The following is a 19,689-nucleotide window of genomic DNA, read 5'->3' as shown; positions in this document are numbered from 1 at the left end:
GGGGCACCTCTCATACATTTTCAAGTTGCCTGTCTTTTTCGAACTGTTTGTCCTTGCGCCGCGCCCGGCGGCTGCGGTGATGGGCGCGCCGGGCAGAGCGGGTCCAGTCGATCAGCACCAGTTGCCCGTCTTCCCGTTCGGCCACGGCGGTGCAGCTTTCGACCCAGTCGCCGGTGTTGACGTAGGAAATCTCGCCAATGTCGCGGAGGGCGGCGCTGTGGATATGGCCGCAGATGACCCCGTCATAGCCACCGCGCCGCGCCTCGGCGGTCAGGACGTTTTCATATTCGCTGATGAAGTTGACGGCCTGCTTGACCTGATGCTTGGCCCATTTGGACAAGGACCAGTATTGTCCGCCCCAAAGATGCCGCAGCCGGTTGATGCGGGTGTTGAGCCAGAGCATGAAATCGTAAGCTCGGTCACCAAGGTGGGCCAGCCACTTTGCATTGACCACCACGGAATCGAACTGGTCGCCATGGGTCACCAGATAGCGTTTGTTGTTGGCGGCGATGAAATCGGCCGTCTGCACCACCTCGATGCCGCCAAAATGTGTCCCGAGGTACGAGCGCAGGAATTCGTCGTGATTGCCGGGGATCAGATAGATCTCGGCGCCATCATGCGCCTTTGCCAGGATCGCCTGCACCACATCGTTATGAGCCTGCGGCCACAGGAAGCCTTTGCGCTGGATCCGCCAGGCGTCGATGATGTCCCCCACCAGGTAATAGCTGTCCGCGTCGTGACTGTTGAGGAAGTCCAGCAACAGTTCGGCCTGGCACCCCGGGGTACCCAGATGGATGTCAGACAGAAAGAGGGTGCGGTACTTCATCGTGCTCGCCCGTGCTGCTGCGCGTGGCGCCAGAGGTACCGCAGCTAATTGACAGAAGCATGACGGTCCTGGCTTGGCGCGTTTCGGCCGACCCGGAGAGATGTAAGGTTGCTGAAAGCTTGCTGCGGCATCCGGTGGCGCAGGCACAGGCTCGTCATCAGTTTTTTTGTCCGCCCAACACCAGCCGCAATGGCCGGAGTCTCCCGGGGATCGAGGCAAAGAGCTGCGCCTGACGGCAGTTGCCTGACGACGGCCCAGGCTAGTTACATTTACCCGGAGGTATGCCCCTTGCATGGACGATTTTCCGATGCAGCCAGAAAGCTGATCACCCAGCTGCGGCAGATAAGGCGACCGGAGCTGTCGCCAACGATGCTCAACATACTGGTCGCCACTTATATGCTGGTGGCCTTCAACGCGGCGTTCTGGCGGCATCTCTCGACGCTGTTCGAGGGCGCGCCGTTGAATGTGGTGCTGTTCGGAGCTGCGGTCTGGATGCTGACGTTCTTTACCCTCAGCCCGTTCAGCTGGCCGCGCGTGCAGCGCCCGGTGGCTGCCATTCTCATTCTTCTGGCGGCGGCGGCCTCATGGTATCAGGGGCACCTGGGCATCATGATCGACAAGCTGATGATCCAGAACGTGATGAACACCACCTATGCGGAATCCCGGCAACTGATCACGCTGCCCTATCTGCGTTACATGGGGCTGACTGGCGTGCTGCCCGCCGCCTTGCTGTTCTGGCCGCGCATCACCTATCCGAAGTTCCGGCATATCCTGTGGAAGCTGCCGCTGACTGCTGTCGCAAGCTTCGCGATGACGTTCGGTTTCCTGTTCGTCAACCTCAAGGCAAATGCCTCGGTCATCCGAGAGCATCACGAGTTGATGGGCAGCTACCAGCCCGGCGCCACCATTGGCGCCATCGCCCGCTACGCCAAGATGGAAATCCGGGCCAGCAACACAGAGGTCGCACCGCTGGGACAGGATGCAGCCAAGGGGGAAGACCTGCTGGCGGCAAAAAAACCGGTTCTGCTGGTGATCTTCGCCGGAGAGACCGCCCGTGCGCAGAATTTCGCGCTGAACGGGTATGAGCGGAACACCACGCCGCAGCTGGCGGGGCTTGATCTCCTCAATTTCAGCGAAACCTCGTCCTGTGGAACATCGACGGCGGTGTCGCTGCCCTGCATGTTCTCCGCGCTGGGCCGGAGTGACTACAGCCACCGCGCCTTCATGGGGCAGGAGAATCTTCTGGATGTGCTGGATCATGCCGGGGTGCAGCCTGTGTGGATCGACAACAACACCGGGGATCAGCGGATCGCCCGGCGCACCGGGGCGCGGCAGGTCGATGTTACGCTTGATCCGGCGGCCTGCGCCGATCGGGAATGCAGCGATGCGGCGCTTCTTGGGGCGCTGGCGCAGCAGATCGGGGCGATCAAGGAAGACACCGTGCTGGTGCTGCATATGATCGGCAGCCACGGGCCCGCCTACTACAGGCGCTACCCCGAGGCGTTTGCCCGCTTCACGCCTGATTGCAGAACAGCCGAGTTCGACTATTGCACGCCGGAAGAGATCGTGAACGCCTATGACAATACCATCGCCTATACCGACCACATCCTGGCCAAGGCGATTTCAATGCTGAACGCGCAGGACCATGCTCTACCGGCGTTGATGTATATCTCGGATCACGGTGAATCCCTGGGGGAGGGCGGGCTATACCTCCACGCCGCGCCGATGTTCATGGCGCCGGAGGCGCAGACACGGGTGCCGTTCCTGATGTGGGTGCCGGAAAGCTATCGCGAAGCGATGCATCTGGATGGCGCCTGTCTGAAGGATATGACCGATCAACCTGTCAGTCAGGACAATCTGTTCCATACGGTTCTGGGCCTCCTCGACATCCGTACCGAGGTCCGGCAGCCGGAGCTGGATCTGGCGTCGCGCTGCCGTATCGCGAGGCCCGCAACATGACGGTACGTGATCAATCGCAGGGCGCAGCCCCGCAAGAAATCCCGCCTGCCGTGACCGGCGTTGCGCATGTCATTGCCGCTGCCCGGTATTCCCTTGGCGGATTGCAGCGGTTGATGGCGGAAACCGCCGCCCGGCTGGAGCTTGTCGCGGGGGCTGGGACGGGGTCCCTGCTGCTGGTTCTTGGGGCCTCTGCTCTACAGCTTGCGGCCTTTGCCATTCTCTTTGCACTCCTGCTGGCGGTCGAGGCGCTCAATACCGCGATCGAAGTGCTGACCGACCGGATATCGCCCGAATGGTCGGTGCAGGCAAAACACGCAAAGGACCTTGGCTCTCTGGCGGTTGCGCTGCTGATCATTTCCAATGCCTTGTGTGTCGGGGGGATCCTGCTGTCGCTGTTTGGCTAGCCGCAACTCCGGTGCGGCCAAAGGTATCATGGGGCAGGCGGGACGGCAGTCTGCGACGCCATGGGTGCAATAGAAACAGGCGCCAAAGGGCCGCCTTCGCGGCTGCCCAAAAAATCGGCGCCCGCGTCTGAGCCGTCACAAAACGGCCACGAAGAGTTTGACTTCCCGGTCCTGTTAAGCCTTATTGGACCTACATGGCGACCTGATCGCCGTTGGCAATTGAGCCCCGATCACCCTCTTGCAGGGTGGCGGGGCTTTTTCGTTTGTGGGGTACTATGCTGGAATTCGATCTTGGTCTGGTCTTCTCGACCTCTGGACCCTACGCCGCGCTGGGACAGGCCGGACTGGCGGGGGCCGAGCTGGCCATCGACGATCTGGAGCGCGAGGGCATTGCCCGAATTGCGCCCGTGACCTGTGATCCGGCGGGCCGTCCCGAGGCCTATGAGGCGATGACCCGAGATATCCTTGCTGGTGGTGTGTCACACGTGGTGGGCGCCATCACCTCCTGGAGCCGCAAGGACATGATCCCGGTGCTGGAGCGTTATGGCGCGATGCTGTGGTACCCGTGCCCCTATGAGGGCTTCGAAAGCAACGATCACGTCGTCTACATGGGGGGCGCGCCGAACCATCATATGATCCCGCTGCTGGACCGGGTGCTGAGCCAAGGCACGCGCCGTGCCTACCTGCTTGGCTCCAACTATGTCTGGGGCTGGGAAACGCTGCGTCTGGCCCGCGAACGGCTGAGCGCCGCCGGGGTTGAGATCGTCGGCGAGCGTTTCGTACCGCTTGGCGATGTGGACTCCGATCTGGCCCTCTCCGAGATCATCGCCGAGCAGCCGGATGTTGTCGTCAATTCGCTGATCGGTCCGTCGAATGAGGCGTTCCTGCGCGGATTGTCCACCGGGCAGCGGCCGACAATCCTGTCCTGCAACCAATCCGAAGCGGATCTTGATGTGCTGGGCCAATATGGCGACGGGATCATCTCGGCCGGGACCTATTTCGAACCGCTTGGCCCCGAGGATTTCGTACGCCGTGCCCGGGAAATATCGCCGAACGGGCGCTGTTCCTGCGTCTTTGCCACCTCCTATGCCAGCGTTCGCATTCTGGCCGAAACCGTCGCGAAAACCGGGACCACCGCGCCAAGGGCGGTGTTCCATGCGGCCTGCGATGCGCGCCATGAAACGGTTCTGGGGCCGGTGCAGATCGACCCCATCACCCGACACGCATCGCTGACACCGCATATCGCGCAGGCCGAGAACGCACAGTTTCATCTGCTGTCTTCTGCCGAGGGCCCCGTCGCTGCGGACCCCTATCTGACCTGCGTTCCCCCTGTATCCGCCCCGCCGCTCCAGACGCCCAGTTTGAGGATCGTAAAATGACCTATAGCTTCGCCGGAAAATACGCTCTTGTCCTGCATCCCAGCGCTGAAATGCGGGATCAACTGGTCCGACGTCTGGGCACGCTTGGCATCAAGGCCGAAGGGCGCTGGCCCGCGCTGGAAGAGGCAGATGTCCGCGCTGACCTGCTGGTTCTGGACCTTGACCGGGCCGAGGACGGGCAATTCCCCTGGTCGCCGCAATCTGCGCCTATGCCGATCCTTGGGCTGATCGGGTCGGAAACGCCGGGACGCCTGGAATGGGCCGTGCGGCAGGGTCTGGACGCCTATCTGCCGGTCAATGCCACCGCCAATATCTACTCGGCGCTGGTGCTGGGCTTTGCTCGGTTCAAGGAGCGCATGGAAACCCGCCGCCGTGAGGCTGAAAGCAACCGGCGCGCCTCGATGCGGCTGGAGTTGTTGCAGGCGGTTCTTGTCATCATGCGCTCTGAGGGCGTCGATGAGGCGACGGCCCTGAAGAAACTGCGTGCCTTTGCCATGGTCGAGCGCGTCGCCTTGGAAGATGCTGCCGTCCGGTTTCTGGCGCGCCCGGCCATGCGGGGGCAGGCATGACGATGACAGCAGCCACAGACGGTCAGATGACAGCAGGCCGCGGCGCGCGCAGCCGACGTGTGATTTATGAGCTGATGACCCGGCCGCGCTCGGCCTTTGGGATGGTGATCATCATCCTGATGGTGGGCGCCGCGCTGCTGGCGCCGTGGATCATGCCGCATGACCCGTTTGAGCAGAGCTTTGACGGGTTAAGTCTGGCCGGGGCGCCTCTGCCGCCGGGCGCGGATTTCCCGCTGGGCACGGATCTTTTGGGGCGGGATCTGGCTTCGCGGCTTATTCTGGGGACGCGCACGTCACTGATTATCGGTATCCTTGCCAATGGGATCGCGATCCTGCTGGGCGCTGGAGTCGGTATTACCGCAGGCTATTTCGGCGGCTGGATCGGCGCGGTGCTGATGCGTTTTACCGATCTGATGATGGCCTTTCCGGCGCTGCTGCTGGCGATTGTTCTGGCGGCAATCTTTCAGCCCTCGCTGCTGATCGTGGCGCTGGTCATCGCGATGGTGAACTGGGTACAGATGGCACGGGTGATCTATACCGAGACCCGGTCGCTGGCCGAGCGTGATTTCATCACCGTGCAGCGGGCGCTGGGCGCTGGCCACCTGCGCATCCTGTTCAAACACCTGCTGCCGCATCTTTTGTCGTCCATTGTTGTCTTTGGCACCCTGGGAATCTCGACAACGGTCTTGCTGGAGGCGACGCTGTCCTTCCTTGGCGTGGGTGTGCAGCCCCCGATGCCAAGTTGGGGCAATATCATCTTCGAAAACCAGACCTATTTCACCACCGCCCCCTGGCTGGTTTTCTTCCCCGGCATTGCGATCCTGTTGCTGGCGCTGGCCTTTAATCTAGTGGGCGATGCCCTGCGCGACATTCTTGATCCGACCCTGAAAGGACGCCACTGATGCAGGCCTATCTTGTCCGCCGCCTGATGGAGAGCGCGCTGATCCTTCTGGGGATCACGCTGGTGACCTTTATCCTGCTGTATCTTGTGCCGGCCGATCCGGCGCGGCAGATCGCCGGGCGGTCGGCCACCGCCGAAACGGTGCAGAACATCCGCGATCAGCTGGGGCTGAACGATCCCTTTGTCGTGCAGTACTGGAACTACCTGACGGCGCTGTTTCAGGGCGACATGGGGCGCAGCTATCTGCAACGCGCCGAAGTCTCCGAGTTGATCGCCGCGCGGCTGCCTGCCTCCCTGTTGCTGATGGTTGCGGCCATCGTGACCGAGCTGGTGTTCGGCCTGACCATCGGTATCGTCGCGGCGCTGCGCCGCAACAAGCCCGCAGACCACGGGCTGATGATCTTCAGCTTTGTCAGCATCTCGGCGCCGCAATTCGTCATCGGCATTCTGCTGCTCTATGTCTTTGCGGTGAAACTGGGCTGGTTCCCGATTGGCGGTTACGGCACCTTTGGCCATGTGGTGCTGCCTGCGGTGACGCTCGGGTTTCTCGGTGCGGGCTGGTACAGCCGCATGATGCGTTCCAGCATGATCGACGTGCTGGGCCAGGATTTTGTCCGCACCGCGCGGGCCAAGGGGCTGGGCAAGGCCCGTATCATCCTGCGGCACGTCATTCCCAATTCCATTCTTCCCATCATCGCGATGATCGGCATCGACATCGGGCTGTTCATGTCGGGCATCGTGGTTGTGGAGAGCGTCTTTGGCTGGCCCGGGATCGGCCAGCTGGCCTGGCAGGCGATCCAGCGCGTGGACATTCCGGTCATCATGGGTGTGACCATGGTTTCGGCCACCGCGATCGTTCTGGGCAATCTTCTGGCGGACCTCGTGGCGCCGGCAATCGATCCCCGTATCAAGACCAAATAGAAACGGTAAAACCAACAGAGGACTGAAATCATGAAGAAATTTCTTTTAACCGGTGTCGCCGGACTGGCTTTGTGCGGCCATATGGCAGCCGCAGAGGTGAATGCAGATGCCCCGATGGGTGGCACCATGACCGTCACCTACAAGGACGATGTCGCGACGCTGGACCCCGCCATCGGCTATGACTGGCAGAACTGGTCGATGATCAAATCGCTGTTCGACGGGCTGATGGGCTATGAGCCGGGCACAACGACGCTGCGCAACGAACTGGCGTCCGACTATGCCATTTCCGAGGACGGCCTGACCCATACCTTTACCCTGAAGGACGGGATCAAGTTCCACAACGGCCGCGAGATTGTCGCCGAGGATGTGAAATACTCGCTAGAGCGCGTCACCAACCCCGAAACCCGTTCTCCTGGCGCAGGCTTCTTTGGCATGATCGCGGGTTTTGACAGCTGGAACGCGGGCGAAGGCGAGGGGCTTTCGGGCGTCAAGGTGATCGACGACAAGACCATCGAGATCACCCTGTCCCGTCCCGACGCGACCTTTGGCCATGTGATGGCGCTAAACTTTGCCTCCATCGTGCCCAAGGAAGCGGTCGAGGCGGCAGGCGAAGATTTTGGCCGTCAGCCGGTCGGCTCGGGCGCCTTCAAACTGGCGGAATGGGCGCCGGGCCAGCGCGTGGTGTTCGAACGGTTCGCCGATTACCACCGCGCCAACCTGCCCAAGCTGGATCAGGTGACCTTTGAAATCGGACTGGAGCCCACCGTTGCCCTGCTGCGTCTGCAACAGGGGCAGGCGGATGTGCCCGGCGACGGCATCCCGCCGGCGCAGTTCCTGCAGGTGATGAACGATCCGGCACAGAAGGATAACGTTATCGAAGGTGGCCAGCTGCACACCGGTTACATCACACTCAACACCCAGATGGCGCCGTTCGACAATGTCGCCGTGCGCAAGGCCGTCAACATGGCGATCAACAAGGACCGTATCGTCAAGCTGATCAACGGCCGTGCGGTTCCGGCAAACCAGCCGCTGCCGCCGTCGATGCCGGGCTACGCCGAGGATTACGAAGGCTATGCCTTTGATCCCGCCGCCGCCAAGGAAATGCTGGCCGAGGCTGGTTTTGCCGATGGGTTCACCACCGAGCTTTACGTGATGAACGTCGATCCCAACCCGCGGATTGCACAGGCGATCCAGCAGGACCTGAAGGAAATCGGTGTCACCGCCGAGATCCGCAGCCTGGCACAGGCCAATGTGATCGCCGCAGGCGGTGAGGCGGATCAGGCGCCGATGATCTGGTCCGGCGGCATGGCCTGGATCGCCGACTTCCCGGATCCGTCGAACTTCTACGGTCCGATCCTGGGCTGCGCCGGCGCGGTTCAGGGGGGCTGGAACTGGTCCTGGTACTGCAACGAGGAGCTGGACGCCCGCGCTGCCGAGGCGGACGCCATGACTGGTGCGGAAAACGCCGACGCCCGGATCGAGGCCTGGAAATCCATCTATCTGGATGTGATGGCGGATGCCCCCTGGGTGCCGGTCTTCAACGAGCAACGCTTCACCCTGACCTCGGACAGGATCGCGGGCGACGACAGCCTGTTCGTTGATCCGGTCCATATTCCGGTCAACTATGACTACATCTACTCGAAGGATGCTGAATAAAAATGTGTAAGCACTGTGATTACACGATCCACGGTGCACACCATCACGGGTGGGACAATTCGCTCCCGCCCGTGGAAACGGTGGCTCCCGGATCGCGCCTGCATTTCCAATGTCTCGACAGTTCGGGCGGGCAGTTCAACAAGGACAGCACCAGCGCCGATGTGCCCAATCTGGATTTTGGCAAGATCAACCCGGTCACCGGGCCGATCTATGTCGATGGTGCCAAACCCGGCGATGTGCTGAAGGTCAAGATCGAAGCCTTCCACCCCTCGGGGTTCGGCTGGACCGCGAATATTCCGGGCTTTGGCCTGCTCGCCGATCAGTTCACCGATCCCTATCTCAAGGTCTGGGATTACGATCCGGAAACCCTGGCGCCGTCGCTGTTCTCAGATCTGGCCAAGGTGCCGCTAAAACCCTTTGCCGGGACTATAGGTCTGGCCCCGGCCGAGGCAGGCCTGCATTCGGTGGTGCCGCCGCGCCGCATGGGTGGGAATCTCGATATCCGTGATCTGGCGGCAGGCACCACGCTGTATCTGCCGGTGGAATGCGAAGGGGCGCTGTTCTCCATAGGGGATACCCACGCCGCGCAGGGCGATGGCGAGGTTTGCGGCACCGCGATTGAATCGCCGATGGATGTGGAGGTCACGCTGGACGTGGTGAAGGGGGAAACCCTGAACTTCCCGCGTTTTTCCACGCCGGGGCCGGTGACGCGCCATCTTGATGCCAAAGGGTATGAAGTCACCACAGGCATCGGCAATGACATGATGCAGGCCGCGAAGGATGCTGTCAGCGCCATGGTCGACCTTCTGGGCCGCACCAAGGGGTTGTCGGCCGAAGATGCCTACCTATTGTGTTCCGTCTGCGGCGATCTGCGGATTTCCGAAATCGTCGACATGCCGAACTGGGTGGTCAGCTTCTACTTCCCGAACGTGGTGTTCGAATGAGCGAGACCGTGCTGACAGTGCGCGACCTGAGTGTTCAGGTCGCCACCCCTTCGGGGGCGAAGACGGTTCTGGATGGGCTGTCTTTTGATCTGAAGCGGGGCGAAACGCTCTGTCTGGCGGGCGAAAGCGGTTCCGGCAAATCCATGACCGCTCTGGCGATCATGGGGCTGTTGCCAGAGCCGATGTGCCGCATCGCGGGCGGCTCGGTGAAACTCGGCGATCTGGAGCTGACGACCCTTGGTCCGCGCGGCTACCGCGATATCCGCAGCGTGCGGGTGGCGATGATCTTTCAGGAGCCGATGACCTCGCTCAACCCGCTGATGACGGTGCAGGACCAGTTGGCCGAGGTGCTGCTGGAACATGGGGCGTGCAGTCGCGGCGAAGCCCCTGCGCGGGCTCTGAAATTGCTGCAGGATGTGCAACTGACGGAACCGGAACGGCGGCTGAAGCAATACCCCCACGAATTATCCGGCGGCATGCGGCAGCGGGTAATGATCGCCATGGCGCTGGCCTGCGATCCCGAGTTGCTGATCGCCGATGAGCCGACCACCGCGCTGGACGTGACGGTGCAGGCAGAGATCCTCGATCTGATCCGCGCCTTGCAAAAGGATCATGGAACCGCTGTGCTAATGATCACCCATGATATGGGCGTGGTGGCGGAAATGGCGGATCGGGTGGTGATCCTGCGCCACGGACAAGAGGTGGAAAGCGCCCCTGTGCGCGATCTCTTTGCCGCCCCGCAAAGCGACTATGCCCGGGAATTGCTGGCTGCGGTTCCCCGTCTTGGCACCGCGCCGCCTCGCGCGGAGGTGCAAAAGGGCGCCCCGGTGCTGGAGGTCAGCGATCTGTCGGTGCGGTTCGATATGCGCGGCGGTATCCTCAACCGGGTGCAGGCGCGGGTCCACGCGGTGGAACAGGTGTCCTTTACCGTGCGTGCAGGAGAAACCCTGGCGCTGGTCGGGGAATCCGGCTGTGGCAAATCAACAATTGGCAAGGCCCTGTTGGGGCTGGTGCCATGGCAGGGCTCGATCTCGGTTCTGGGGCAGCAGACCTATGGCATGGGCCCAGGCGCGCTGAAGCCGGTGCGCCGGGACATTCAGATGGTATTTCAGGACCCCGGTGCCTCGCTGGATGCGCGGATGACCGTTGGCGAGCAAGTGGCTGAACCTCTGGTCATTCACGGCCTGTCCAGTGGATCGGAGATGAGTGACCGCACTGCAGAGCTGTTTCGCCGCGTCGGCCTGTCGCCGGACATGATGCAGCGCTATCCGCATGAGTTTTCCGGCGGGCAACGGCAGAGGATCAACATCGCGCGGGCCTTGTCACTGTCGCCAAAGATTTTGGTGGCGGATGAAAGCGTTTCGGCGCTGGATGTTTCGGTTCAGGCGCAGATCTTGGAGTTGTTGCAAAGCCTGCAGGACGAAGACGGGCTGGCCTTCCTCTTCATCAGCCATGACATGGCGGTGATCGAACAGGTTGCGGACCGGGTCATGGTCATGCGTCTGGGGCAGGTGGTCGAGGAAGGCGCGCGTGATGCGGTGCTGCATTCGCCCCGCCATCCCTATACCCGCCGTTTGCTGTCCGCAGTGCCAGTCCCGGATCCCACGCGGCCTCTGCCAGAACGGCAGGCTGGTGATGCCAGTGGAACGCCCGTGCTACCAGTCGGCCAGTCGCCCGAAAAACTGATCCTGCGTGATCTAGGCGCCGGACACAGGGCCGCCGTCTGACGAGACTAGCACGGGTCCCGAAACGGAACGGCGCCCCCCTGCAAGACAGGGAGGCGCCTTGGCCGAACGTGCGAATGGACGGCGTCCTTACAGGGCGGCTTTGAACAGCTCTGTAAGGTTTGCTTCGGTCAGCTCGATCGGGTTGCCGCCGCAAGACGGGTCGATGATCGCGCCCTTGACCAGTTCGGGGATCGAGGCTTCGGTGACACCCAGATCCGACAGCTTGCGCGGGATGCCGAGGCTGTCGTTCAGTTCCTGCACATAGGCGCGGAAGCCGTCAAAGCCGCCTTCAATACCCAGATAGGACGCCGCCTGGTTGAACCGGTCGGCAATCACCGGGGCGTTGAAGTCCAGAACCGCAGGCATGCAGACCGCGTTGGTGGTGCCGTGGTGGGTGTTGAAATGCGCGCCGATCGGGTGGCTCATGGCGTGGATGGCGCCAAGGCCCTTCTGGAACGCGGTGGCGCCCATGGCTGCGGCGGACATCATCTGCGCGCGCGCTTCGATATCGGTGCCGTCGGCATAGGCGCGGGGCAGGTAATCCTTAACCAGACGCATGCCTTCCAGCGCGATGCCCTGGGACATCGGGTGGTAATGCGGCGAGGAGAAGGCCTCGACGCAATGGGCAAAGGCATCAAGCCCGGTGCCTGCGGTGATAAATTTCGGCATACCGACGGTCAGTTCGGGATCGCAGATCACCACGGCCGGCAGCACCTTCGGGTGGAAGATGATCTTCTTCTGGTGGGTGATGCTGTCGGTGATCACCGAGGCGCGCCCCACTTCGGAACCGGTGCCGGCAGTTGTGGGCACCGCGATGATCGGCGCGATGGCGTCGGCGTCGGCACGGGTCCACCAGTCGCCGATATCCTCGAAGTCCCAAACCGGGCGGCTTTGGCCGCACATGAAGGCGACCATCTTGCCAAGGTCGAGACCGGAGCCGCCGCCAAAGGCGATCACGCCGTCATGGCCACCTGCATTATAGGCGGCAACACCCGCTTCGAGGTTCTTTTCATTGGGGTTGGGATCAACCTCGGAGAACATGCCACGGCCAAGGCCCGCAGCCTCCATGATGTCCAGTGTGGACTGGGTCACGGGCAGATCCGCCAGTCCCTTGTCGGTGACCAGCAGCGGTTTCTTGATGCCAGCCTGCGCGCAGGCCTCGGCGAGTTCCTTGATCCGGCCAGCGCCGAATTTGATTGCGGTCGGATAGGACCAGTTTCCAACGAGAGACATGGATATTGCCTTTCATAAGGGCCATTGGGCCGGGGGACATTCAGAGTGACACAAGGACCGGGCCCGACCGGGGTGGGCGCGATCGCGCCCGCCGTGGGGGCGGGCGCGGTCCGGGCCGCAGAGCGCCCCGGACGGGATTGGTTCAGCCCGTCACCTTTTTCAGGTGATAGGATTTCGGACGGGTCAGGTTGTGATAGCCGATCACCGACAGGCCGCCGCCACGCCCGGTGTTCTTGCAGCCGGTCCAGCACAGGCCCGGATCGAGATAGTCGGCGCGGTTCATGAAGACGGTGCCGGTCTCGATCTGATCGCCGATGCGCTGGGCGCGGTCCACATCCGAGGTCCAGAGCGATGCCGTGAGGCCGAATTCGCTGTCGTTCATAAGCTTGATGGCTTCCTCGTCCGAGGAGACCTTCATGATGCCCACGACAGGGCCAAAGCTTTCGTCGCGCATCACCCGCATGTCGTGGGTGACATTTGTCAGGATCTGCGGCGTCAGGTAGGCGCCGCCGTCATCCCCGGCAAAGGTTTCGATCTGGGCCACGGCGCCCATCTCCAATGCCTCGGCGATCTGCTCGCGCACTTCTTTGGCGAACCGCACATTTGCCATCGGACCGATGGAGGTTTCGGGATCCATCGGGTTGCCCAGTTTGTAACCTTTGACGATCTCGAGCGCCTTGGCGAGGAAGGCGTCATAGACGCTTTCATGCACGTAGATCCGCTCGATCCCGCAGCAGCACTGACCCGAGTTGAACATGGCGCCATCGATCAGCGTGTCGACTGCTGCGTCGATATCCGCGTCTTCCATGACATAGCCCGGATCCTTGCCGCCGAGTTCGGTGCCAACGCCGGTAAAGGTGCCAGCCGCGGCGCGCTCCATCGCCTGACCGCCGCCGACCGAGCCGGTGAAGTTCACGAAATCAAAGGCCTTTGCCGCGATCAGTGCAGAGGTTGTGTCGTGATCCAGGAACACGTTCTGGAACACATCCGCAGGCACGCCCGCCGCGTGGAAGGCTTCTGCCATGCGTTCACCCACCAGCAGGGTTTGCGTCGCGTGTTTCAGCACCACGGTATTGCCGGCGATCAGGGCCGGAGCCACGGTGTTGATCGCGGTCATATAGGGGTAGTTCCAGGGCGCCACGACAAAGACGACGCCTTGCGGAATGCGTTTGATATAGCGTTTGAAGGTCTCGTCTTCGCCCACTTCGATATCGGCCAGCGCTTCCTTGGCGATCTCCGCCATATGCGAGGCGCGCTCGTTGAAGCCGCCGAATTCGCCGCCAAAGCGTACGGGGCGACCCATCATATGGGCGAGTTCCGGAACGATCTCGTCGTTCATTTCGCCGACCTTGGCGACACCGGCCATAACCAGGTCGATCCGCTCCTGCAGGGGGCGGGCGGCCCAGGCGGCCTGCGCGGCGCGGGCACGCTCGGCGGCGGCAAAGGCGTCCTCGCGCGAGAGGGTTTCACGCTCTGCAAAAACCGATCCGTCGATCGGCGAGATACATTTCAGTGTCTGGCTCATGCCATCCTCTTGTGTTTGCTGTCAGGGGGCTTTCCCCTGCCGTGTCAGTATTTCGGGGTCCGGAGCAAGGCGCCGTGGCGTCAGGCCCGTTCAAATCCGCGTGCGATTTCGTAGTCGGTCACCACGCGTTCAAAGTCTTCGATCTCCACCTCGGCGGCGCGCACGTAGTGGTCGACCACATCGTCGCCGAATGCCTTGCGCAGCAGGGTTGAGCCATTCAGCGCCTCGCGGGAATCGCGCAGGGAGCCGGGCAGCATGCCGGTCTCGCCCTGATAGACGTCACCCTTGGCTGCGGGGGCCAGTTCCAGCTGTTCCTCGATGCCCGCGATGCCTGCAGCCAGCTGCGCGGCCATGGCCAGATAGGGGTTGATGTCCGAGCCGCCGACGCGGCATTCGACGCGCACTGCCTTGGTGCCATCGCCGCAAAGGCGGAAGCCTGCGGTGCGGTTATCAACCGACCAGATGATCCGGGTCGGGGCAAAGGTGCCCTTCATGAAGCGTTTGTAGCTGTTGATGTAGGGGGCCAGGAAATACATGTAATCGGGGGCGTATTTCAGCATCCCGGCCATGTAGTGTTTCATCAGCTGGCTCATTCCCAGTTCATCGTTTTCGTCATAGAAGGCGGGTTTGCCATTCTTCCACAGGGACTGGTGCACGTGGGAGGAGGAACCGACCTTGTCCTGGTGCCATTTCGGCAGGAAGGTCGCGGCGTGGCCTTGCTGCCAGGCGATTTCCTTCACCGCGTGTTTGGCGATGGTGTGGTGATCGGCAGTGTTGAGCGCGGCATCATATTTGATGTTCAGCTCTTCCTGACCGGCCTCGGCCTCACCCTTGGTGTTTTCCACCGGAATGCCCGCATCCCACAGGTGATTGCGCAGCGGGCGCATCACGTGCTCTTCTTTGGTGGTCTGCAGGATGTGGTAGTCTTCGTTATAGGCCGAGATCGGCGTCAGATCGCGGAAGCCGGATTTGGCGATCTCGCCAAAGCTTTTCTCGAACAGGAAGAATTCCAGCTCGGTGGCCATCATCGCGTCATAGCCCATATCGGCCAGCCGCTGGATCTGCTTTTTCAGGATCGCGCGGGGGGAATGGGGGATTTCCTTGTGGGTGTGGTGGTCCAGCACATCGCAAAGCACCATCACCGTGCCTTCCAGCCAGGGCATCGGGCGCAGGGTGGAAAGGTCCGGCTTCATCACATAATCGCCATAGCCGCCTTCCCAGCTGGTGGAGGCATAGCCATCGGGCGTTGCCATCTCCAGATCGGTGGCCAAGAGGTAGTTGCAGCAATGGGTTTCTTCCCAGGCGCTGGCGACAAAATGTTTGGCGTGGAACCGTTTGCCCATCAGGCGTCCCTGCATGTCCACAAGGCACACCAGAACGGTGTCAACAGTGCCGTCGGCAACCTGAGATTTAAGCGTGTCGAAGGAGAGCATGAGGGGCCCTTTGTGTGTTGCGGCCCGCAGGGGCGGACGCGTTTCCGTCCGGCCCCTGCGGGCGAATTCCTGTTCAGGTATCCGGCCCGCGCGCTGGGCGGGCCGGATGAAAGGTCAAAGACCGGGGCCTATCAGCCGTAGCGGTAGGGGCGGCCGGCCTTGGTCATGTCCGAATTGTACTTCTTGATGATCTCGACAACCTTCGCCTTGGTGGGGCTTTCGGCAGCGATTTCATCCCAGAACTTGTAAGCCGCTTCTTCAACGGTTGCCCATTCGGCATCGGGGATCGAGGTCAGTTCCATCTTCGGACCGTTGACGCGCAGATCTGCTTCGCCGCCCCAGTACCACCACTGGCGGTAGTAGTGCGATTGATCACAGCAGACGCGGAACAGGGTCTGCAGGTCTTCCGGCAGCTCGTTCCAGCGGCCCTGGTTGGCAAAGAAGGAGCCAGCCCATGCGCCCGAGATGTTGTTGGTCAGGAAGTAGTTGGTCACATCGGCCCAGCCAACGGTGTAGTCTTCGGTGATGCCCGACCATGCGATCCCGTCGAGTTCGCCGGTCTGCATGGCGACTTCGATGTCTTCCCAAGGCAGGGTGACCGGCACCACGCCGAACTGGCTGAGGAAGCGACCAGCGGTCGGGAAGGTAAAGACGCGCTTGCCCTTGAGATCCTCGAGGCTGCGGATCGGGTCCTTGGTGGCAAAGTGGCAGGGATCCCAGGCTCCGGCCGAGATGTGTTTCACGCCGACCTTGGAATACTCTTCGTCCCAGATTTCGTTCAGGCCGTATTTGTTGAACAGAACCGGCACGTCGAGCGAGTAGCGCGAGGCGAAGGGGAAGTAGCCGCCAAAGACGGTGACTTCGGTGGGCGATGCCATGGAGTCATCATCCGATTGCACCGCGTCGATGGTGCCGCGCTGCATGGCGCGGAACAATTCGCCGGTGGGCACCAGTTGATCGGCGAAATACAGCTCGATCTGCATGCGGTCGCCTGCGATCTGGTTGAACATGTCGATCGCGGGTTTCACCACGTGTTCGGCCAGAGCCGCACCGGCATAGGTCTGCATGCGCCATTTGATGGTGGATTGCGCCAGTGCCGGTGTGGCGAGCGGCGCCGCCATTGCGCCTGCACCGGCGGTGGTCAAAAACTTACGTCTTGTCGTCATCTCGTTTTCTCCTTGTTGAAATAGGGCCCCCGAACAGGGCTCTTTTTGGTTATTTTCCGTAGACCAGATCGGGCAGCCACAGGGCGATCTGCGGGAACAGCATCACCAGAGATAGCGCCACGATCATCACAGCGACAAAGGGGATGATAGAGACATAGATGTCCTTCAGCCCGATTTCCGGCGGCGCCATGGCGCGCATCAGGAACAGGTTGTAGCCAAAAGGCGGTGTCATATAGGCGATCTGCGTGGTGATGGTGTAAAGCACCCCGTACCAGATCAGATCAAAGCCGAGCGCCCCGACCAGCGGCACGTAAAGCGGTGCCACGATCACCAGCATTGCTGTGTCATCAAGGAAAGTACCCATGATGACAAAGCTGAGCTGCATCAGGATCAGGATCATCCAGGGGGAAAGGCCAAGCTGCGTGGTGAAGAGATCCTCGATCGCCTTCACGGCGCCCAGACCGTCAAAGATGGCGCCGAACCCCAGCGCGGCGAGGATGATCCACATGAACATGCAGGAAATGCCCAGCGTCGAGCGCACGGAGGTTTCAAACACCTCCTTGTTCATGCGCCCCTTCAGCACCGCAGCGATAAAGGCGGTCATGGCACCGATGGCCGAGCTTTCGACCAGCGAGGTCCAGCCGTTGACGAAGGGGATCATCATCGCGGCAAAGATCGCCAGCGGTAGCACGCCCGAGAACAAGAGGCGGTATTTCTCTTTCAGGAACAGGTCGGTGTAGAACAGCGGGATTTTGCGGGTCACAAAGGACAGCGCCGCTGCCGCCAGGGCCAGACCGATGGCCGATTTCGGCGCTACGAAGTCCAGCTTCACCACCAGTGGGATCAGCACCAGCGCGGCCAGAACGATATGGTTCAGGCGCAGCGGGTGGTCACTGACGCGGTTGTATTCGGCCAGATCCTCGGGTGTCATCGCCGGGCCAAGGTCCGGCTGCATCCGGGCGCGGAAATAGATGTAGGCGATGAACATGGTGGCCATCAGTAGGCCCGGCACCACGCCGGCCAGCCACAGCTGACCCACCGGCTGTCGTGCGATCATCGCATAAAGCACCAGTACGACCGAAGGCGGCACCAGAATGCCCAGACTGGACCCAGCCTGAATGGTGCCCGTCACCAGAATCTTGTCATAGCCGCGCCGCAAAAGTTCCGGCAGCGCAATGGTGGCACCGATGGCCATGCCGGCGACCGACAGGCCGTTCATGGCAGAGACCAGAACCATCAGGCCGATGGTGCCGATGGCCAGGCCGCCTTTTACCGGTCCCATCCAGACGTGGAACATGCGGTACAGATCGTCGGCGATCTTCGATTCCGACAGCACGTAGCCCATGAAGATGAACATCGGCAGCGTCAGCAGTGGATACCACTTCATCAGCTTCATCGCGGCGGAAAACGGGATCTCGACACCGCCGGTGCCCCAGAGGAGCAGACCGGCAACCGCGCCGACAAAACCGATGGCGCCAAAGACGCGCTGGCCGGTCATCAGCATCAGCATCATGCCGGCAAACATCACGAGGGCGATCATTTCATAGGGCATCAGAGGTCCACTCCGCGCAGGCGTCCGATATCCCGGAACAATTCGGCAAGGCATTGCAGCAGCATCAGAAAGACACCGAAGCAGAGGGTGAATTTGACGGGCCACAGGAAGGGTCGCCAGGCGGTGGAACTGCGTTCGAGATAGCCGAGTTTTTCACCCGCCGCGGTCGGCCCTTCGCTCACCAGCGTCCAGATGAGGTCACCAAAGAAGGAAAAAGGCTCCATCCCGAAATAACCAAGGCTATAGGCGGTGGAACTGACCGCGCCGTAAAGCAGAATCCCGAGGTAGACCATCAGGAACAGAACGGTGAAGGCATCGACCCAGGCTTTGGTTCTGGTGCTCCAGCCGCCATAGAACAGGTCCATCCGCACGTTCGATCCCATCTGGATCGAATAGGGCCCGCCAAGGATGTAATAGGCGACCATCACGAATTGTGCGGTCTCCAATGTCCAGAGTGACGGGTTGAAGAAGGTCTTGGAGACCGAGGACCACAGGAGGACCCCGATCAGGGCAAAGATCAGATACATCGCGAACCGGCCAATGAACCGGTTCAGCGCATCGATCATGCGGACATATCGCAGAATGAAACTAGGCATCGGCCTGCCTCCCGGCCTTGAGCGCGGCAAGCACGGGGCGCAGCAGCACCAGCAGGTCTTCGGCTATGGCAGCCTCATCCTGCGGGGTGCGCAGCAGATCGTTGCGCACTTCGATCATCACATTGGCGAGCCCGTTTTCCAGACCGTGCAGGCGCAGGGAATGGGTGACGCCATCCTCTGGGCCGTAGGGATCGTTGCGGGCGATCCTACGCTGCGGCAGGCGAGGGGCCTCGGCCAGCATGGCATCGGCCAGACGGGTGTCGCTGTCGTGCAGAATGCCGATTTCAACGGCGCGGTGTTCGCCGAAATAGACCGGTGTGAAACTGTGCATGGTGACCAGAACCGTCGGCAGGTCTTTGGCCTTGCGCGCTGCCAGCACGTCGCTGACCGCCTGACAGAACGGGGTATAGACCGTGTCAACACGCTCGGCGCGTTGTTCGGGCGTCAGGTCACAGTTGCCCGGCACCACGATCACTTCAGACTTTTCCGGCATGGCCGAGGCGGCTTCGGGCGGACGGTTGCAGTCGTAGACAAGCCGCGACACCCGGCTGGCCACCAGCGGCGCATCAAGAGCGTCGGACAGCGCGAGCGACACCGCCCGGGCGCCGGGGTCCCACGCAGCATGGCTGGTGCGGTCGGCTTCAGCGAGGCCAAGCCCTTTGTAGCGCGCAGGAATGTGGTGGCTGGCGTGCTCGCACAGGATCACCACCTCCCCCGCGCCGTCGGCGTTGAAGACTTCGGTAGCCTCGCTCAGAGCGTTGGAATCGCCCGGTGACATTCAGTACTCCCCGATTTTGGAAAAATGTTTTCACGTGGGGCATTTTCTGTCAATATCGTTTCAGGCAGTTTTTTCTGCGGTCGTTTTCCGCACGATGTAGGATGCGGCGAATGCCCGTTT

General features: G+C 61.7%; 17 protein-coding genes. 9 read left to right on the top strand and 8 right to left on the bottom strand.

Annotated features, from left to right (window positions below; all coding sequences use genetic code 11):
• Positions 1-10: 10 nt before the first annotated feature.
• Positions 11-826 (bottom strand): UDP-2,3-diacylglucosamine diphosphatase, encoded by an 816-nt coding sequence (locus SM764_RS21125; protein WP_368999654.1) that lies wholly within the window; start codon positions 824-826, stop codon positions 11-13.
• A gap of 288 nt (positions 827-1,114) precedes the next feature.
• Here SM764_RS21125 and SM764_RS21120 point away from each other — a divergent pair, with 288 nt between their 5' ends.
• The 9 genes from SM764_RS21120 to SM764_RS21080 all read left to right on the top strand — a co-directional run bounded on the left by SM764_RS21120 (position 1,115) and on the right by SM764_RS21080 (position 11,286).
• Positions 1,115-2,785: a phosphoethanolamine transferase gene (locus SM764_RS21120; RefSeq protein ID WP_369002674.1), complete on the top strand. Its 1,671-nt coding sequence runs from the start codon at positions 1,115-1,117 to the stop codon at positions 2,783-2,785.
• Positions 2,782-3,189 (top strand): diacylglycerol kinase, encoded by a 408-nt coding sequence (locus tag SM764_RS21115; protein WP_368948901.1) that lies wholly within the window; start codon positions 2,782-2,784, stop codon positions 3,187-3,189. The genes SM764_RS21120 and SM764_RS21115 overlap by 4 nt, the downstream gene beginning before the upstream one ends.
• Before the next feature lie 275 nt (positions 3,190-3,464).
• Positions 3,465-4,568, top strand: a complete 1,104-nt coding sequence (locus SM764_RS21110; protein WP_368948902.1) for a transporter substrate-binding protein — start codon at positions 3,465-3,467, stop codon at positions 4,566-4,568.
• On the top strand, positions 4,565-5,137 hold the full coding sequence (locus tag SM764_RS21105; RefSeq protein WP_274840295.1) for an ANTAR domain-containing response regulator: 573 nt from the start codon (positions 4,565-4,567) through the stop codon (positions 5,135-5,137). Before SM764_RS21110 ends, SM764_RS21105 begins: the two co-directional genes overlap by 4 nt.
• Positions 5,134-6,039: an ABC transporter permease gene (locus SM764_RS21100; RefSeq protein WP_370571121.1), complete on the top strand. Its 906-nt coding sequence runs from the start codon at positions 5,134-5,136 to the stop codon at positions 6,037-6,039. The genes SM764_RS21105 and SM764_RS21100 overlap by 4 nt, the downstream gene beginning before the upstream one ends.
• A complete protein-coding gene (locus tag SM764_RS21095) occupies positions 6,039-6,959 on the top strand; it encodes an ABC transporter permease (protein WP_065271757.1) in 921 nt (306 codons plus the stop codon). Before SM764_RS21100 ends, SM764_RS21095 begins: the two co-directional genes overlap by 1 nt.
• 30 nt (positions 6,960-6,989) lie before the next feature.
• A complete protein-coding gene (locus SM764_RS21090) occupies positions 6,990-8,615 on the top strand; it encodes an ABC transporter substrate-binding protein (protein WP_490363091.1) in 1,626 nt (541 codons plus the stop codon).
• A gap of 2 nt (positions 8,616-8,617) precedes the next feature.
• Positions 8,618-9,559 carry an acetamidase/formamidase family protein gene (locus SM764_RS21085; protein ID WP_065271755.1) on the top strand — a complete coding sequence of 314 codons (942 nt, stop codon included), beginning with the start codon at positions 8,618-8,620 and terminating at the stop codon, positions 9,557-9,559.
• Positions 9,556-11,286 (top strand): ABC transporter ATP-binding protein, encoded by a 1,731-nt coding sequence (locus SM764_RS21080; RefSeq protein ID WP_369002673.1) that lies wholly within the window; start codon positions 9,556-9,558, stop codon positions 11,284-11,286. Before SM764_RS21085 ends, SM764_RS21080 begins: the two co-directional genes overlap by 4 nt.
• A gap of 87 nt (positions 11,287-11,373) precedes the next feature.
• On the opposite strand, the gene SM764_RS21075 is transcribed toward SM764_RS21080, so the two are convergent.
• The 7 genes from SM764_RS21075 to SM764_RS21045 form a co-directional block, all read right to left on the bottom strand.
• Positions 11,374-12,519 carry an iron-containing alcohol dehydrogenase gene (locus SM764_RS21075; RefSeq protein ID WP_369002672.1) on the bottom strand — a complete coding sequence of 382 codons (1,146 nt, stop codon included), beginning with the start codon at positions 12,517-12,519 and terminating at the stop codon, positions 11,374-11,376.
• 142 nt (positions 12,520-12,661) lie between these two features.
• Positions 12,662-14,044 carry an aldehyde dehydrogenase family protein gene (locus tag SM764_RS21070; RefSeq protein ID WP_369002671.1) on the bottom strand — a complete coding sequence of 461 codons (1,383 nt, stop codon included), beginning with the start codon at positions 14,042-14,044 and terminating at the stop codon, positions 12,662-12,664.
• A gap of 80 nt (positions 14,045-14,124) precedes the next feature.
• A complete protein-coding gene (locus SM764_RS21065; protein WP_369002670.1) occupies positions 14,125-15,477 on the bottom strand; it encodes a glutamine synthetase family protein in 1,353 nt (450 codons plus the stop codon).
• A gap of 131 nt (positions 15,478-15,608) precedes the next feature.
• Positions 15,609-16,643, bottom strand: coding sequence for a TRAP transporter substrate-binding protein (locus SM764_RS21060; RefSeq protein ID WP_065271750.1), 1,035 nt, complete (start codon positions 16,641-16,643; stop codon positions 15,609-15,611).
• Positions 16,644-16,692: 49 nt separating this feature from the next.
• The gene (locus SM764_RS21055) at positions 16,693-18,195 is read right to left on the bottom strand and encodes a TRAP transporter large permease (protein ID WP_369002669.1); all 1,503 of its coding nucleotides are present in this window, start codon (positions 18,193-18,195) and stop codon (positions 16,693-16,695) included.
• On the bottom strand, positions 18,195-18,791 hold the full coding sequence (locus SM764_RS21050; protein WP_274830970.1) for a TRAP transporter small permease subunit: 597 nt from the start codon (positions 18,789-18,791) through the stop codon (positions 18,195-18,197). The genes SM764_RS21055 and SM764_RS21050 overlap by 1 nt, the downstream gene beginning before the upstream one ends.
• The gene (locus SM764_RS21045; RefSeq protein ID WP_369002668.1) at positions 18,784-19,569 is read right to left on the bottom strand and encodes an N-formylglutamate amidohydrolase; all 786 of its coding nucleotides are present in this window, start codon (positions 19,567-19,569) and stop codon (positions 18,784-18,786) included. Before SM764_RS21045 ends, SM764_RS21050 begins: the two co-directional genes overlap by 8 nt.
• Between the last annotated feature and the right edge of the window lie 120 nt (positions 19,570-19,689).

The sequence above is a fragment of the Pseudophaeobacter sp. 1A16562 genome, from assembly GCF_041008785.1.
GTDB classification, from domain to species: domain Bacteria; phylum Pseudomonadota; class Alphaproteobacteria; order Rhodobacterales; family Rhodobacteraceae; genus Phycobacter; species Phycobacter gallaeciensis_A.
This window is presented reverse-complemented; position numbering and strand designations above follow the sequence as displayed.